This is a genomic window from Pseudomonas sp. GW456-E7, from assembly GCF_059424105.1.
Window position 1 is genome coordinate 38,347 of the sequence record NZ_JBWKZB010000018.1, and the last position, 14,790, is coordinate 53,136.

Below are 14,790 nucleotides of genomic sequence, written 5' to 3' on the forward strand. Positions count from 1 at the left end.
CCCGAGCCGCTTGGCCACCCAAAGACTTTAGGTTTAAAGTCAACTTTAAGGTCAATGGATTTTTTGAGGTGGAATATGAGAATAGGCGAACTGGCGAAAATCAGCGGGTTGGCGCCTTCACGCATCCGCTTCTACGAAGCGAGCGGCCTGATCAAATCGGTCGAGCGTAAAGCCAATGGTTATCGGGATTATGCGCCTGACACCCAGTGGGTTCTGGAGATCATCACCGGCGCGCAGGCGGCGGGCTTTTCATTGGAAGAAATCCGCCAATTGATGCCGATGAATGCGAGTGGTTGGCAGCACGAAGAGTTGCTCAGTGGCCTCAAGCAAAAGGTTGAGGAAATCGAAGTCCTGCAGCAGCGGTTGGCCCAGAACAAGGCGCAACTTCTGCTGGTCATCAAGGGCATCGAGGGTAAGCCCGAGGGCATGGCGTGTGCGGACAATGCGCAATTGCTGTTGCATCGTCTGCGCGATGAGGGCGTGATAGCCACTTCAGGCCGCCGTGATGCAGCGTCATCCAGGAAAAAAACAGCCCGTCAGGCTTCCGAGGCCTGACAGGCGCCACAGGTTTCAGCGCTCGCCAACCAGGGTGGCAAGTGGTTTTGGCGCATAGAGCGCGCTCTGGAACTCAGGTACATATTCGTACTTCATCATTTTCCCCAGCTTCAGGGAGCGGAGGTAGTTCGACAGACTGCCGTCGCCCAGCGTGAGGGTGGCCGAATCCGCGTCCCGGCTGGAACCATGGCTGAGCTGGCGGGAAACAGCGTACCCATAGGCCAGTTGGCCCTGGTGATCGAGATTGGTGAAACTGCTGGTGACGATATCGACATCGCGGGACAGGTCGTCGAGCTTCTTCGCTCTGAAGGACACGTCCGGTTTGCCGGTCTGGCTGTCGGTAATGTCATACACCACCGATTGCGCATCCTCTTTGCGGTCAATGCCGGTCAGCCATTTCGGCAGGTTGTAACCGACGACACCACGCACCCTCGCCAGCTCGGTATTAACCGGCAGCTTGAGCACATAACCCCAGAAATCTCCAGACATCGACTGGCCAATCAGCGTGAACGGACCCAGATTGGCTTTGCCAGGTTTGTTGGTGATGATCGATACGGCAACCTCGTTGTAGGCATCGTTATCGCAGTGCTCATAGGTGTACGCGGTGAACGCGATCAAGCCGCGACCTGGCCAGACTTGCAGCGGCTGCACGGTTGCCAGTACTTCGGGCGGCATCAGTGCCCGGAGCCGATCCAGGTCCGCCGTATAAACAGCTGTTACGCGACTGTTCTGGTAGTAAAAGTTTGGGGAGTACGACTCAAAGCCAATGTCGACCTTATTCTTCTCCAATCCCTTGAACCAGCTCAGATCAACGCCCGGTACTTCTGCTGCAATCACCGACAACGGAGGGTTGGAGCGAAAGCGGTCATACAGACCGCCTTTGACGACGGGCACCTGGTGGCCTGCGATATCGATGGTGGTTGTGTCGGTCGGGCTGGGCATCTCAGGTGTCCCCGCCAACGCAGCGTTGGCAAAAGTGTTGAACAGTAATGCTGTTAAAACGGCGCTTGCGAGTTTCAATCGGTCTTTCTCCAGGTGATGGGATGTACTTGATGGATCAGCGAGCTACGTTGCCGGCGGCGAGCACGGCCATCACGGCTTCAGCCACGGCCTTCGGCGATTGAGGGTTCTGGCCGGTCACCAACCGCCCATCGGTGATGGCAAATGACGTGAACGGCAGCCAGCCCTTGCGGTAACGCGCACCCTGGCTCACCAACCTGTCCTCAAGGAAGAAGGGCACCTGACTCTTCATGCCCGAGAACAGCTCCTCGCGGTCAGAGAATCCGGTGATGTTTCTGCCCTTGATGATCAACTGGCCTTGTTCATCCTTCAGATCCAGGAGTCCCGCTACACCATGGCAGACGGCCGATACGATGCCGCCCTGGTTGTAGATGGTTTCGGCGACACGCCGCAGGTCGGGGTTATTGGGGAAATCCCACATGACACCGTGGCCTCCCGTGAAGTAGATGACGCTGAACCGGGATGGATCGACATCGGCGATCGGTATCGTGTTTTGCAGGCGAGCGCGAAAGGCAGGGGACTGCAAATGCTCACGGGCAGCCTTGTCCATGTAAAGCCAGCCGAGGCTACGCTCGTCCAGAGGCACGGCGCCGCCCCTGGGGCTGGCAAAAACCGTCGTGTAGCCGGCCGCTTCCACCACATCGGTGAAATGCGTCAGCTCGGTCAGCCACAATCCCGTGCTATCGGTTCGTGAGGGATAGCTGGCGTGGTTGGTCATGATCACCAGTATCTGGCGATCTTGCGCAACAACCGTGGAAGGGGCCGGCCCGGCATTTGCAAAAGTCATGAATGCACCGCCTATCAATACCAACGCACAGGAAATAAAGGTTTTCAACATCATCCAGGGTCCGACAGTCATGCAGGTCCGTGCATGCTCACCTTAAACCTCACTTTAAGGTCAACCCCCGCTGCTGCAAAAAATCGCCGCGGCTACTCGTACACTTTTGCTTGACCCTCAACCTCACTTTAACGCTAGCGTCTGACGTTGATTGAGCAAGGCAACCACGCTCGCCATCAATCCTGTCAGGAGCAACGCATGAGTCAGCAAGACAACCCGGATACGCAGATGAAATGGATGATTTACGGCGCCAACGGTTATACCGGCGAGTTGATCGCTCGAGATGCCGTCAAACGTGGACTCAGGCCGGTGTTGGCAGGACGCAGCCGCGACAAGGTCGAAGTCCTGGCCCGTGAACTGGGCCTTGAAGCCCGGGTGTTCGGACTGGATGACGAGGCGCGGTTACTTGCCCAGATCAAGGGCCATGGCTTGGTCCTGCACTGCGCAGGACCCTTTTCAGCGACCGCCGCACCGATGATGGAGGCCTGCTTGCGTGCCAATGCGCACTATCTGGACATTACCGGCGAGATTGCCGTATTCGAACATGCCCAATCCCTGAATGAGCGTGCGCGTGCGGCGGGCGTGGTGATTTGCCCCGGCGTCGGCTTCGATGTGGTCCCGACTGACTGTGTCGCCGCGGCACTGAAAAACGCGCTGCCGGACGCAACGCATCTGGCGCTGGGGTTTGATTCGCGCTCCAGCTTTTCGCCTGGCACTGTCAAGACTTCAATCGAAGGCATGGCGCAGGGCGGCAAGGTACGCCGCGACGGGAAAATCGTCTCGGTACCGTTGGCCTATCGGGTCCGTCGTATCGACTTTGGCGCCGGAGAGAAACTGGCCATGACCATCCCCTGGGGCGACGTTTCCACGGCTTATCACACCACCGGCATTGCCAATATTGAAGTGTTCATACCGGGTTCTGCCGGCATGATTCGCGGCGCCAGATTTGCCAATTTGATTCGTCCGCTGCTGGGTTTGTCGTTCGTGCAGAGACTGCTCAAGGCGCGCATCGGCAAGACAGTGGTCGGTCCGGATGAGGAAAAACGTGCAGATCAAGGCACCTATGTATGGGGCGAAGCCCGTAACGCTCGTGGAGATTGCAAGGTTGCGCGTGTGCACACTGCAAACGTCTATAGCTTGACGATCTACGCTGCGTTGGCCGTGGTCGACAACCTGTTACGGATGCGCCCGACTGGTGGGGCCTACACGCCTGCGCGGTTGTTGGGCGCCGATCTGGTGACGCACCTGCCAGGGTCAGGTGACTTGAAGGTCGAATAGTGCTTGGGAGCTTGAACTAAATGGCAGTGGATCGAGTTCTTTATAAGCCTTTCAAGTTCAAATCGCCGCTTATGGCTGAACGTCCGCTTTTGGCCGATCTCTGCCTGTCGCCACCATCAGCTTTGGGTCGGTTTCTGCCTTCCATGACCGGCTGAAACCGACCCAAAACGCACATCAGTGGCAGGCAACGCCTCGGCGATGTTCAAGGCGGAGCAGGGCGCCTGATACAGCACGGGTGATTTTGATTAGCCAGCGTGGCTCAGGCCATTCCGAACCCCACTCAGGCGGGGAACCGGGCTATCCAGTGCCTGGCAATCTCTTCGCGCCGGCAGATCCACACCGCGTCGTGGCCTTGCACGTAATCGAGAAAGCGCGCCAGCGCCATCGCACGACCGGGATGGCCGCTGATCCGCCCATGCAGGCCGACGCTCATCATCTTCGGGTGTTGCGCGCCTTCCTGCCACAGCAGGTCGAACGCATCCTTGAGCAGCCGGAAGAAGTCTTCGCCGCAGGCGAAACCGTTCGGCAGCAGATAGCGGGCGTCGTTGTTGAGCAGTGTGTAGGGGATCACCAGGTGGGCGGGCGAGCCCGGGAGCCAATAGGGCAGGTCATCGTTGTAGGCGTCCGAGCTGTAGAGAAGCCCGCCTTCCTCACGCAACAGGCGGCGGGTGTTCTGGCTGACCCTTCCTGTGTACCAACCGACGGGGCGTTTGCCGCAGGCCTGCTCGATCACGTCGAGGGTGAGGCGGATATGGTGCCGTTCCTGGTCTTCAGGCATGTCGCGATAGTCCAGCCAACGGTAGCCATGCCCGGCAATCTCATGGCCGGCCGCGCAGAGCGCCTGGCCGATCGCCGGGGTGAGTTCCAGTGCCCGGCCGACGGCGAAGGCGGTCAGCGGCAGGCCTCGGGCGCGGAACAGTTCCAGAATGCGCCACACGCCTGCGCGCGATCCGTATTCGTACATGCCCTCGACGCTCAAGTCCGGCTCCCCAACACGGGGCGGGCGGCCCGGTAGTTCGTGAAGCCAGGCCTCCGACTGGGGGTCGCCATTGACGAGGCAGGATTCCGCGCCTTCTTCGATGTTGAGTACGAACTGCACCGCGACGCGCGCTTCACCGGGCCATCGCGGGTGGGGTGGACGGCCGCCATAACCGATGAGGTCGCGGGCGGACATCAGCCCAGCTCGAAGGTGGTGACGCCGAACACACGTTCGTGCGCGATCACCGGAGGAGGGCCGAGGTACATGCGTGCGCAGCCGAACACCTCGGTCATGCCCTGTTGGTGCACGAGCGCCATGGCGGCGGGGTTGTTCTCCGGGGCATCGAGAAACAGCGGGCCACCCTGCGCAAATTCCGCCAGGTGCGCGTAGAGGGCATTGGCCGCCAGGGCGTCATCGGCGAACAAGGGCCCGATCTTGCAGCCTTCCCGGCAGCGCCTTATGACGCCATAGCCGCTCAGCCTGCCCTCGCGCCGGCAACCCACGGCGAGTGCATCGGCCTGGGCTATCCATCCGCTCAGGAAGGTTGCGCGCGGGGCGGGGAAGCAGGTGCGGTCGTAATCGACCACCTGATCGAACGGGAAGGCGGCCAACGGCACGATGTCCTGGTCGTCTGCCTGGGAGGTCGTCGGGCGCTCGGTGATCTCGGCACGAAAACGCAGGTTGCGATGGGAGAAGACGAAACCACCCTTGGCGTAGTAGTCCTGCATCGTGAAGACGCCGTCCATGCCGATGCTCGCGCCCGGGCGCAGGCGGGCGAGGAGTCGCTCGCGGCGTGCGTGCCAGAGGGTATTGCCCAGGCCCTGGCTGCGATACTCAGGCCGGACGATGAAAAACCCCATGAAACCGAATTCGCCATGGTAGGAGGTGATGGCACCGCCGCCGATCAATTCGCCGTCCTGGGACGCCGCGATGAAGGCGGCAGGGTCGGTGGCCCAGAACAGCTCGGCGTCGTGAAGGCCGGGGTTCCAGCCCTCACGGGCAGCCCACTCGACGAGTTCGTCCAGCTCGGGACGGGTCATGTTGCGTATGACCAGCTGATTGGACACCGTGAAATTCTCCTCAGTCGCTAATCGAGCCTGTGGTCCATCCCCGCCCGGAACCCTTTCGGTATAGCTTCAACCCGAGTATTGATCCAGCTCGTCACATCGCCTTGAGGCGTTTACAGGGGCGCTTTCAAAAAGCGCTGTTCATGATCTGGATCCGGCAACAGGCAGGTGTCGTATTTCCCGAAGAGCCGATAGCGATTGAGCGCAATGCGGTCGTAGGCCCAGTCTCGAAGTGGGCGAGGGATGATGCGCAACAGGTTCACGGGGCGCCAGATGGCGGGTAACTGGGCAAAGATTTCGAAAAATGCTTGGGAACGCTCCCAGTAGAACCGGTCGCGGATCACCGCCATGCTGTGGAATTGATCCATGGGCAAACCTGCCCAGGCGAGCAGAGCCTGTCCCTCGGGTGACTGAACCGCCGCCAACCGCACGCGCCGCTGGCGGTCATGGCGAATCACGAACCTCACCCAGCCATTGCACAGCTTGCAGACACCGTCGAACAACACCACCGTCTCTCCGGGTTTGAGCAGCGGCGCGGGGGAGGGGAGGATTTTCGAGGCTGGCATGAGCGTGGGTCCAAGGGCGCCTGGGTATCTCGGATCATAACCGCGTGCTGGCGTTGAAGTCTGCAATTGGCTGATTGCTCTCGGTCGCGCAGAGGTGCAATCGACAGCCCAAAGCGGACATCCAGAATCTGGTCATGGAGGTAGGGGATGGCGGTATTATGTGATGCGCATTCGATAAGGAGATCGCTATGTCACCCAACAAAGCCTGCCCCGTTATTCTTCTGAATTCGTCGGTCCCACGCATTCTATTGTTCCGTCACCCACTGGCAGGCGTGCAACTGGTAAAAGGTACAATCGAGCCCGGTGAAACACCACCTCAGGCCGCGCTACGCGAATTGAAAGAGGAGTCCGGTATTGCCGCCACGGTTGTTTGTGATATGGGCTGTTGGATTGCTGAGCATCTGGATCAGATTTGGTCGTTTCAACTTTGTGAAGCGCAAGTACAGTTGCCAGAGAAATGGACTCATTACACGCTCGACGACCATGGCCACGCCTTTAGTTTTTTTTGGGCATCCCTTGATGATTTACCATTTACCGAATGTCATCCGGTCTTTTATCGAGCATTGATGCATGTGAACTCTACGTTGTCGAAGGGTGGTTACCTGAAGTCCCCAACATCAATACCCGAGACGACTATCCCCGACTTGAAGGTTCCAATGACGCTGTGACTAGAGCGTCTGCTTCTAGTCGAGACTGTGCAAAACTCCGTCATCGCGCTTCCACTGAATTGATTGATCCCTCATGACACTGACATTTTTCGTCTTTGCCTTTCAGTCCATTATCGGGCTTATTGGCACTTGTATCGTATTACCCCGCCCTGGTGTTATCCCGCCATCTACCAGGAACATCGATCACCCCTCCAGGCCCTGGCGAATTTTCTACCGGGCCATGGCCATCTGCATGTGCAATCTGGGGGCGTGTCTGGTGATCATGATTCCATTGGCCACGTTGTCGGGGAACATCAATGCGGGTGACCTATCTGACGTCACTCGCGCATTGTTGCTGGTGGCTTTGCCAATTCCCTTGCTCATCGCTTTCTATTGGCTGCTTGCAAAAGCAGTACGCAAGCGGGTCAGTGATCCACAATAAACCTGTCGAATGAAACGGCTGATGAGGCGATTTCTCCTGTTTCGCCAACAACTCGGTGGATGACTGTTTTTGGCCGATTGTGGTCTGTCACGAAGGGATGCTTCCGAGCCGAAGCGGACAGGCTCGTCCTCCTATTTGAATGATTCGCGAAAATCATTAATGACTTGGTTGATGGAAGGTCCTTGGGTGGCTGGTGGCTCCGGGCTTTCCCCAAATTCGCGCCAGATGAACAATGTCAGTTCTGCTCCGTCAGTCAGTGATTGAGCGCTTTCAACTGTAGCGAAGGTCTCCAGGAGTCTGTATCTCGCATCCTTCCAGAACAGTTCTTCGACCCAGTGATACACCGGGATGAAATGGAAATGAATGGGATAGCCAGGGTCATGGCCGAATCGACTGATGTAGATCCACTTCGGCTTTAGTCGCGATTCAATGGCTTTCTGAACTGCTGCGAGCAGGCCACCCAACTCTGCCAGAGCACAGCCCGGAAGGTCGGCCAGCGAGTTGGCGTGAGTCCGCGAACCGAGCATCAAATAACCAGGGAGCGCGGATGACATGTGATGATTGAGTATCCAATGATCGGTTTCATGAATGATGAACCGTGGTGCAATTTCCATGTGCGTTGATGTCCTTCGGCGATCGGTCACACAGAATATCAAGGCATCATGGTGACGTCCGCTCCTGGCCGATTTCTGCCCGTCGCGAAGGGGCACAACCCTTTGCAGATATTCATAACAGTTAAGCTGGAAGGCTGGCTTCAGCCGCTCCCGGTGAACGAAGCGAACGATGTCAACGCGTTGTCAGGCGCATTCCACGGAATGTTCCATTTAAAGAATTTCACCCTCGGGCGCACGGAAGGCCTTGCTGTAGTAGCCGGATTGGTCGAAACAGCAAACCTTCTTCTTGCCGGATGCAAGCATATCGCAAGCATCACCAATTCGTTTTGCGCGCGTCTTAAGTTGCTTGGCTGAAGTAATCCAATGTATCCAGTCTACTCGTGCGATGGTCGTCGTATTGTTCCAAACCTTACGAGCCTCAGGAGTGGCTTCCAGAGCCTCCTGAAAATCGGCTGGGATGTCTGGCTCGGGTTCTTTCTTCACAGGGGTTAGCTCTAGTGTAACGACATCCCCAACGGCCATGCCTGCGGCTTCGAGTAACTCTCTACTGACCTGCAGCCAATGGCTCAGCTGACCATCCGGCTCAAGGGTCGCCTGGAACGGGTGCCCATTGATTGTGCCTTCAACTGTCGTCCTTCCTCGCCTCGGAAGCTGTTCACTCGCGTCTCTAGGCAGTACTACGAACGCCCACGACGCATCATTACCCGGCTTTGCCGGACGAAGAAGCTTTGCTTCAAATCGGAATTTCACATCGATTGTTGTCATCGCAACTCCTCCAACTCATACGCCTGACTACTCTCTCGCGGCATCACCTTCGGATTTAAACGCGACTTAGCCCTGAGAAAAACGCGACATTGATGATGCCACGCCCAGCCGCGGTAAAGATCAGTACAGAAGGCCGACGCTGTCTATTAGCCACTAGTCTGTCCAGTGACTGCTCCTGGCCGACAGCTGTCTGTCGTGAGGGACTGAAAACGACCCTGGCAGCCAGTCATTTGATGCCTGCAAAAGGTGATTGATTCAATATCCAGAATTCCGAAACGACGGTCACTCGGGGGGCAGGGTGGAGCGTTCGGTTTCGCCTTGCAGCAACGCCAGGGCCCGATCGAAGTCGAAGCGCTCAAGTTGCTGCGCCACCCGGCTCAGACGCCTGGCCAATGCATCATCGAGAGACAACCGACGCAACTCATCAAGCGCCTCAATGGCTGCGGTGTCACTCTCGGCCAATAATTGCTCGAGCCGAGTAAGCCGGTCACCGAGTTCCGCTTCGGGTTGCGGCGGCTGCGCTTCAATAGCTGTTTTTTCCTCGGGCAAAAGCGCCAGCGCGCTCAATACGGGTATCAAACACTGCCTAACCTCGGCCAAGTGAGCTTGCACGCCATCGATCGGCTCGCCAGCCCGGCACGCTTGTTCCAGCTGTGCTGCAGCCTGTGCCAGCGCCTTGGCGCCGATGTTCCCCGCGTTACCATGCAGGGTGTGAGCCATTCGAACCGCCGCCGTTGGATCGGCGTCGGCGATTGCCGTTTTGAACTGTTCGACGAAGTGCTTCTGGGTCCCATGGAATGTGCGCAACAGTCGCAAGTAAAGGGCCGTCTTGCCCGAACAGGCAGCCAGACCGGCGAGCTGATCGATGCCTGCAAGCTCGGCGGGCAACTGTCCGGATGTCTCGGCAGCGGTCACCTCCCGCGCCCGGCCGCCACGCCCGGGTCGTGGCGTGATCCACCTGGCCAGCGTGGCGAACATGCCGTCGACGTCCAATGGCTTGGACAGGTGGTCATTCATGCCGCAGGCCAGGGCGCGTTCGCGGTCCCCGGCCATGGCGTCGGCGGTCATGGCGATGATCGGCAACGCTGCGAAGTCCGATTGCTGGCGAATCCTGCGGGTCGCGGTATAGCCGTCCATCACCGGCATCTGGCAGTCCATCAGCACACCATCGAAATCGCTGTCCCGGGCCAACCAGTCGAGTGCCTGTTGGCCATCGAATGCCAGCTCGAGCTCGATGCCTGCCTCTTGCAACAAGTCGCACGCCAGCTCCCTGTTCAGTTCGTTGTCCTCCACCAGCAGCAGACGCGCACCCTCCAGGCGTGCCATGTTGTCAGCGCTCTGCTCGTTGCGCTCATGGGCGCGGGTAGCGGTTTGGGGCACTTTGCCGAACACTGTGCCTATGGCTTCCAGCAAGGTGGACGGCGTGACCGGCTTGGTCAGCACCACCGGCAGATGGACGTCCTGGTGCCTGGCCTGTTCAAGTAACTCCTCGCGATCAAGGGCGGTGACCATGATGACGGACGGTGTGCGTGCCAGGTTGGCAGAGCGCATCTGGCGGACCGTCTCCACCCCATCCATGCCCGGCATCCGCCAGTCCATCAGGACCAGGTCGAAAGGCAGTGAATCCTTCTCGGCCTGCGCCAGCATGCGCAGGGCCATGCGACCACTTTCAGCGACGTCCACTTCGACACCGAAGCTGTGCGCCATGCCCGAAAGAATTTCTCGCGCACTGGCGTTGTCATCGACCACCAGCACGCGGATGCCCAGCAGTTCATCGGCAGTGAACATGCGTCGCGCAGGAGCATCTGCCTGCAGGCCCAGACTCACGCAAAAGTGAAACGTCGAACCGCTGCCCAGCACACTTTCGACCCAGATGCGGCCTCCCATCATCTCCACCAGACGCTTGGAAATCGCCAGGCCCAGGCCGGTCCCTCCGTACTTGCGAGTGGTGGAACTGTCGGCCTGGATGAAGGACTGAAAAATTCTCTGGCATTGCTCTTCGCTCATGCCGATGCCTGTGTCGCGCACCCAGAAATGCAGCTCGACCTTGCCCTCGTCATTCCCGGTGCGCTCGATGCCCAGCACAATCTCACCCTGTTCGGTGAACTTCGTCGCATTGTTGCCCAGGTTGGCCAGGACCTGGCCCAGCCGCAGCGGGTCGCCAATCAGTGCGGTGGGCAAATCGGCAACCGTGCTGTAGAGCAGCTCCAGGCCTTTATCCTCGGCCCTCAGGCCCACCACGTTGGTGAAGTTCTCCAGCACGTCTTCCAGGCGGAACGGAATACGCTCCAGGTCCATCCTGCCGGCTTCGATCTTGGAGAAATCGAGGATGTCGTTGATGATCCCAAGCAGGCTTTCCGCCGAGCGATGCACTTTCACAATGTAGTTGCGTTGCCGGTTATCGAGGTCGGTGCGCAGCGCCAGGTGACTCATGCCGATAATGGCGTTCATCGGCGTGCGGATTTCATGGCTCATGTTGGCGAGGAATTCGCTCTTGGCCCGTGTCGCCTCTTCGGCGATTTCCCGGGCGTGTTGCACTTGCGCCTCGGCGGCCTTGCGGTCGGTGATGTCGTAGTACCAACTGGCGCTGATGTTGCGCTCACCGAGTGTCAGGGGGACGGCCGAGAGCAAGACCTCGAAACGCTTGCCTCCATCGCGCTGCAGGCTGGCCTCGAAGTTTAGAACCGCGCCCTTGGCGGCTGCGGCCAGGAAGCGGTCGTGTGCCTGTGCGTCGCACCAGAAGCGACTTTCATCCATCTCGCCAAGTTGCTCGCGGCTGACGCCGAACAGGCCCTCCAGCTCCGGGTTGCAGTAACTCAGGAGGCCATCATCGCCACGGATCAGCATGGCCACCGGACTGCTGTCCAATACCGCACGCAACTGCGTTTCGCTGGATTTGAGCGCCGCTTGCATCTGCCGCCGCTCGCTGACATCGCGAACCGAAGCGCAGATACAGGTGCCACGCCCCTCCAGAAGCGGCAAGTGCGACAGGCCGATCTCCACGGAAAACAGGCTGCCATCCTTGCGAAGGCCCTTGAGGTCATCGAGTTTCGCGCCCATCTGCCGGGTGCTGCCATGGGCGATGAAGCCATTGCGCAACGCCACATGCCGACCGCGCGCCGCGTCAGGCACCAGCCGCTCGATGGTCTCGCCCACAAGTTCACCCGTGGCATAACCGAACAGCGTGTCCAGTTGCGGGTTGGTCATCAGGATCTCGCCCTCGGCATTGATGACGATCATGCCGTCCGGTGCCGCTTCGAGGATCGCGCGATACCAGGCCTTGGTGGCACGCAAGGCAGTCTGTTGTGCCTCCAGCTCCTTCGATTGCAGCTCCAGCCGCAAGGCCTGCTGACCCATTTCATCGGCCTGGCGCCGGGTCTCGCTCAGCAAGGACTGCACCGCCAGATGACGCTCCATCACCGCCATGGCACCGGCCAGGCGTGGCATGGCCTCCTGCAGCAGCGACTGTTCACGGGCCCCCAGCGGTTGATAACCCGCCAGCTCGAGCACACCGAGCAGACGTTCACCGCGCAATACCGGCTGCACCAGCAGATAGCTGGCCGGCACTTCACCCAACTGCGAATGCAACCGTCCGAGCGGCTGCGTCAGCCCCTGCAATTCACGAGGCGCACGATCCAGCGCGCACTGCCCTAGAAGGCCGGCTCCCAGAGCCACCGTCGGCGCCGGCGGGTAATCGGGATCGGTCGCGTAACCGCCAATCAGTTGCAGGCTTTCATCTTGATCCTGCACGCTATAGAGCACGCCTCGGCAGGTGCCGAGCATGCTCGCCATATGCCGCAAAAAAACCTGGGCCAGATCGCGTGGCGTTTCCGCTTGTGGCAAGTCAGCCTGGAGTTGCTCGGTTTGCGCCTTGACCCAGCGTTGGCGCTCCAGTTGTTGCGACTCGGTTTGCAGCGTCGCGATAGCACGCGCCAGATCACCGGTTTCATTTTGCAGATCGATATGGGGAATCGTCCCGTCCAGTCGGCCAGCGGTCAGCTCGTCAACGGCAGCGCGAACCCGGTAAAGGGGCAGGCGAATCGAGCGGCTGATCAACCAGCCCATCAACCACGCCAGTGCCAAGCCGCCCAGCAGCAATTGATAAGTGAGCCGGGTGCTGCGCCCGGCAAAGTCTGCGATCTGTTTGGCCGTGTCATGAATGGAGGCCTGTTTGATTCGCGCCATCTGCTTGAGCAAGTTGTCCCCTCGCTCATCCAGCCCCTGGAACCCGACGCTATTGATCATCCGCAAGGCTTGCGCCTGATCCCCAACGGCAAGTTCCAGTGCTGCCTCACTGTCGTGCAGCAAACGCTTCAACAAAACCTCGAACGTGGCGAATCGCTCCTGGTTTTCCTCGCGCCAGAGGGTCGGTTGTGTCTGTAGCAGCGCCTCTTCAAGATGTTGTCGAGCCTCACGAAATTGCTCGACGCCCTTGCTACGATCATCTGCGTTGTTGCCGCCGACCGCATGCTGCAATCCCTGCATGAGATGCGACATCTGCACCCGTGCTTCCTGCAAGGGTTCAATACCCGCTAACTCATGCTGGTACAGCCTCTGCATATCCGCTTTCAACAAATCCTGGGTACGCAGACTCTGCACGCCGAGCACCAGAACCAGCGCCCCTAATGTCGCGAAGCCGAGGATCAGCTTGATACGAAGAGGCAGGCGTTCAAGTTGAGCGAGTACTCGGGTCATGGCAATTCCCGTTGATGAAAAACCGGCGCGTTGACCGTTCAGGGTTTCTGGAGAGTGCGTTGCAGGTTGATCAGCATGGCCATGTCCTGATCGCTGTCCGCAAAGCGCTCGGCAATGAGATGGAATTGCTCGGCGTTGGCAAGGAAGGCATCACAGACGTCTGGGTCGAAGTGGCTCGCGCGCCCCTGCCGAATGATCTCCACGGCCTGTTCGTGCGGCATTCCCGCCTTGTACACACGACGACTGATCAGCGCGTCATAGACATCCGCCACCGCCATCAATCGGGCGCTCATGGGGATTTCTTCGCCAACCAGTCCCTGCGGGTAGCCGCTGCCATCCCACTTTTCCTGGTGGCTGTAGGCGATTTCCTTGGCCATGCGCAGAAAGTCCACCGAAAGGCCCAACTGATCCTCGGCACGCTGGATGGCATCGCGCCCCAGGGTGGTGTGGGTTTTCATGATCTCGAATTCTTCCGGGGTGAAGCGCCCCGGTTTAAGCAGGATGTGATCAGGAATGCCGATCTTGCCGATATCGTGCAGCGGTGCCGACCTGAACAGCTGGCGGATGCTGTCATCGTTCAGGAATTGACTGAAACGCGGATGATCGCGCAGCAGTTCAGCCAGCAGCCTGACGTAGTGTTGGGTACGACGGATATGGTTGCCCGTCTCGTTGTCGCGGGTCTCGGCCAGCGAAGCCATGGCCTGGATAGTGACATCCTGAATGGCTACCACTTCACGGGTGCGGCGTTGGACTTCCTGCTCGAGAAAATCGTTCTGATCGCGAAGGAAGTCAGCCGCGGCCTTGATCTTCAGTTGGGTCTGCACCCGGGCCAGGACCAATGGCGGACTGATCGGCTTGGTGATGTAGTCGACCGCGCCCAACTCCAGGCCCTGGATTTCGTTTTCCATTGACGCCAGGGCCGTGAGGAAAATGATTGGAATCTGGCGGGTGCGCGGATCTTGCTGCAGCAGCCGGGCCACGTCATGCCCCGACAACCCCGGCATCATGATGTCGAGCAGGATCAGATCCGGCAGTGGATTGTTTTGCAGCACGCGCAACGCCGCTTCGCCGCTGTTGGCGGCCTTGACCCGATACCTGTCCTTGAGCAGGTCAGTCATCAGCATCAAGTTGTCCGGCGTGTCATCGACCACCAGAACGGTGGCCGCAGGATAAACATCCTGTTCAATGCCCATGTCTTTAGGCTCCGCTGCCCGATGAAGGAATGCGTAAAGTCCCTCTATTGCAGACAAGCGTAGCTCTATTCATGGCAATTGCCGGGCATCGGCTCCCCCCTTGAAGGGCCGCTTGCTGACCCGAAGCCTGG

At 59.1% G+C, this 14,790-nt stretch carries 13 protein-coding genes; 4 read left to right on the forward strand and 9 right to left on the reverse strand.

Annotation, left to right across the window (positions count from 1 at the left end; genetic code table 11):
* The first annotated feature begins 75 nt into the window (after positions 1–75).
* Positions 76–555 (forward strand): MerR family transcriptional regulator, encoded by a 480-nt coding sequence (locus tag AC07YV_RS13780; RefSeq protein WP_102699861.1) that lies wholly within the window; start codon positions 76–78, stop codon positions 553–555.
* A gap of 15 nt (positions 556–570) precedes the next feature.
* On the opposite strand, the gene AC07YV_RS13785 is transcribed toward AC07YV_RS13780, so the two are convergent.
* Positions 571–1,575 (reverse strand): acetoacetate decarboxylase (ADC), encoded by a 1,005-nt coding sequence (locus AC07YV_RS13785; RefSeq protein WP_102699862.1) that lies wholly within the window; start codon positions 1,573–1,575, stop codon positions 571–573.
* Positions 1,576–1,612: 37 nt separating this feature from the next.
* Complete coding sequence (locus AC07YV_RS13790; protein ID WP_102699863.1) at positions 1,613–2,416, reverse strand: type 1 glutamine amidotransferase domain-containing protein; 804 nt, start codon at positions 2,414–2,416, stop codon at positions 1,613–1,615.
* Positions 2,417–2,611: 195 nt separating this feature from the next.
* On the opposite strand from AC07YV_RS13790, the gene AC07YV_RS13795 reads away from it, so the two are divergent.
* Positions 2,612–3,691, forward strand: a complete 1,080-nt coding sequence (locus AC07YV_RS13795; RefSeq protein WP_102699864.1) for a saccharopine dehydrogenase family protein — start codon at positions 2,612–2,614, stop codon at positions 3,689–3,691.
* A 280-nt stretch (positions 3,692–3,971) separates the two neighbouring features.
* On the opposite strand, the gene AC07YV_RS13800 is transcribed toward AC07YV_RS13795, so the two are convergent.
* The 3 genes from AC07YV_RS13800 to AC07YV_RS13810 all read right to left on the reverse strand — a co-directional run bounded on the left by AC07YV_RS13800 (position 3,972) and on the right by AC07YV_RS13810 (position 6,303).
* Entirely contained in the window at positions 3,972–4,865 is an 894-nt protein-coding gene (locus AC07YV_RS13800; RefSeq protein ID WP_102699865.1) for a polysaccharide deacetylase family protein, read from the reverse strand.
* On the reverse strand, positions 4,865–5,737 hold the full coding sequence (locus AC07YV_RS13805; RefSeq protein ID WP_102699866.1) for a GNAT family N-acetyltransferase: 873 nt from the start codon (positions 5,735–5,737) through the stop codon (positions 4,865–4,867). Before AC07YV_RS13805 ends, AC07YV_RS13800 begins: the two co-directional genes overlap by 1 nt.
* A 113-nt stretch (positions 5,738–5,850) precedes the next feature.
* Positions 5,851–6,303: a thiol-disulfide oxidoreductase DCC family protein gene (locus AC07YV_RS13810; protein ID WP_102699867.1), complete on the reverse strand. Its 453-nt coding sequence runs from the start codon at positions 6,301–6,303 to the stop codon at positions 5,851–5,853.
* Positions 6,304–6,491: 188 nt separating this feature from the next.
* Here AC07YV_RS13810 and AC07YV_RS13815 point away from each other — a divergent pair, with 188 nt between their 5' ends.
* A complete protein-coding gene (locus AC07YV_RS13815; RefSeq protein WP_102699868.1) occupies positions 6,492–6,971 on the forward strand; it encodes an NUDIX hydrolase in 480 nt (159 codons plus the stop codon).
* A 73-nt stretch (positions 6,972–7,044) separates the two neighbouring features.
* Positions 7,045–7,392 carry a hypothetical protein gene (locus tag AC07YV_RS13820; RefSeq protein WP_102699869.1) on the forward strand — a complete coding sequence of 116 codons (348 nt, stop codon included), beginning with the start codon at positions 7,045–7,047 and terminating at the stop codon, positions 7,390–7,392.
* Positions 7,393–7,523: 131 nt separating this feature from the next.
* Here AC07YV_RS13820 and AC07YV_RS13825 read toward each other — a convergent pair whose 3' ends face one another.
* The 4 genes from AC07YV_RS13825 to AC07YV_RS13840 form a co-directional block, all read right to left on the reverse strand.
* Positions 7,524–8,006 carry an HIT family protein gene (locus AC07YV_RS13825; protein ID WP_102699870.1) on the reverse strand — a complete coding sequence of 161 codons (483 nt, stop codon included), beginning with the start codon at positions 8,004–8,006 and terminating at the stop codon, positions 7,524–7,526.
* 210 nt (positions 8,007–8,216) lie between these two features.
* Positions 8,217–8,771 carry a YdeI/OmpD-associated family protein gene (locus tag AC07YV_RS13830; RefSeq protein WP_102699871.1) on the reverse strand — a complete coding sequence of 185 codons (555 nt, stop codon included), beginning with the start codon at positions 8,769–8,771 and terminating at the stop codon, positions 8,217–8,219.
* A 282-nt stretch (positions 8,772–9,053) separates the two neighbouring features.
* Positions 9,054–13,466, reverse strand: a complete 4,413-nt coding sequence (locus tag AC07YV_RS13835) for a response regulator (RefSeq protein WP_102699872.1) — start codon at positions 13,464–13,466, stop codon at positions 9,054–9,056.
* Between the two features lie 38 nt (positions 13,467–13,504).
* The gene (locus tag AC07YV_RS13840) at positions 13,505–14,659 is read right to left on the reverse strand and encodes a response regulator (RefSeq protein WP_102699873.1); all 1,155 of its coding nucleotides are present in this window, start codon (positions 14,657–14,659) and stop codon (positions 13,505–13,507) included.
* Positions 14,660–14,790 lie beyond the last annotated feature (131 nt).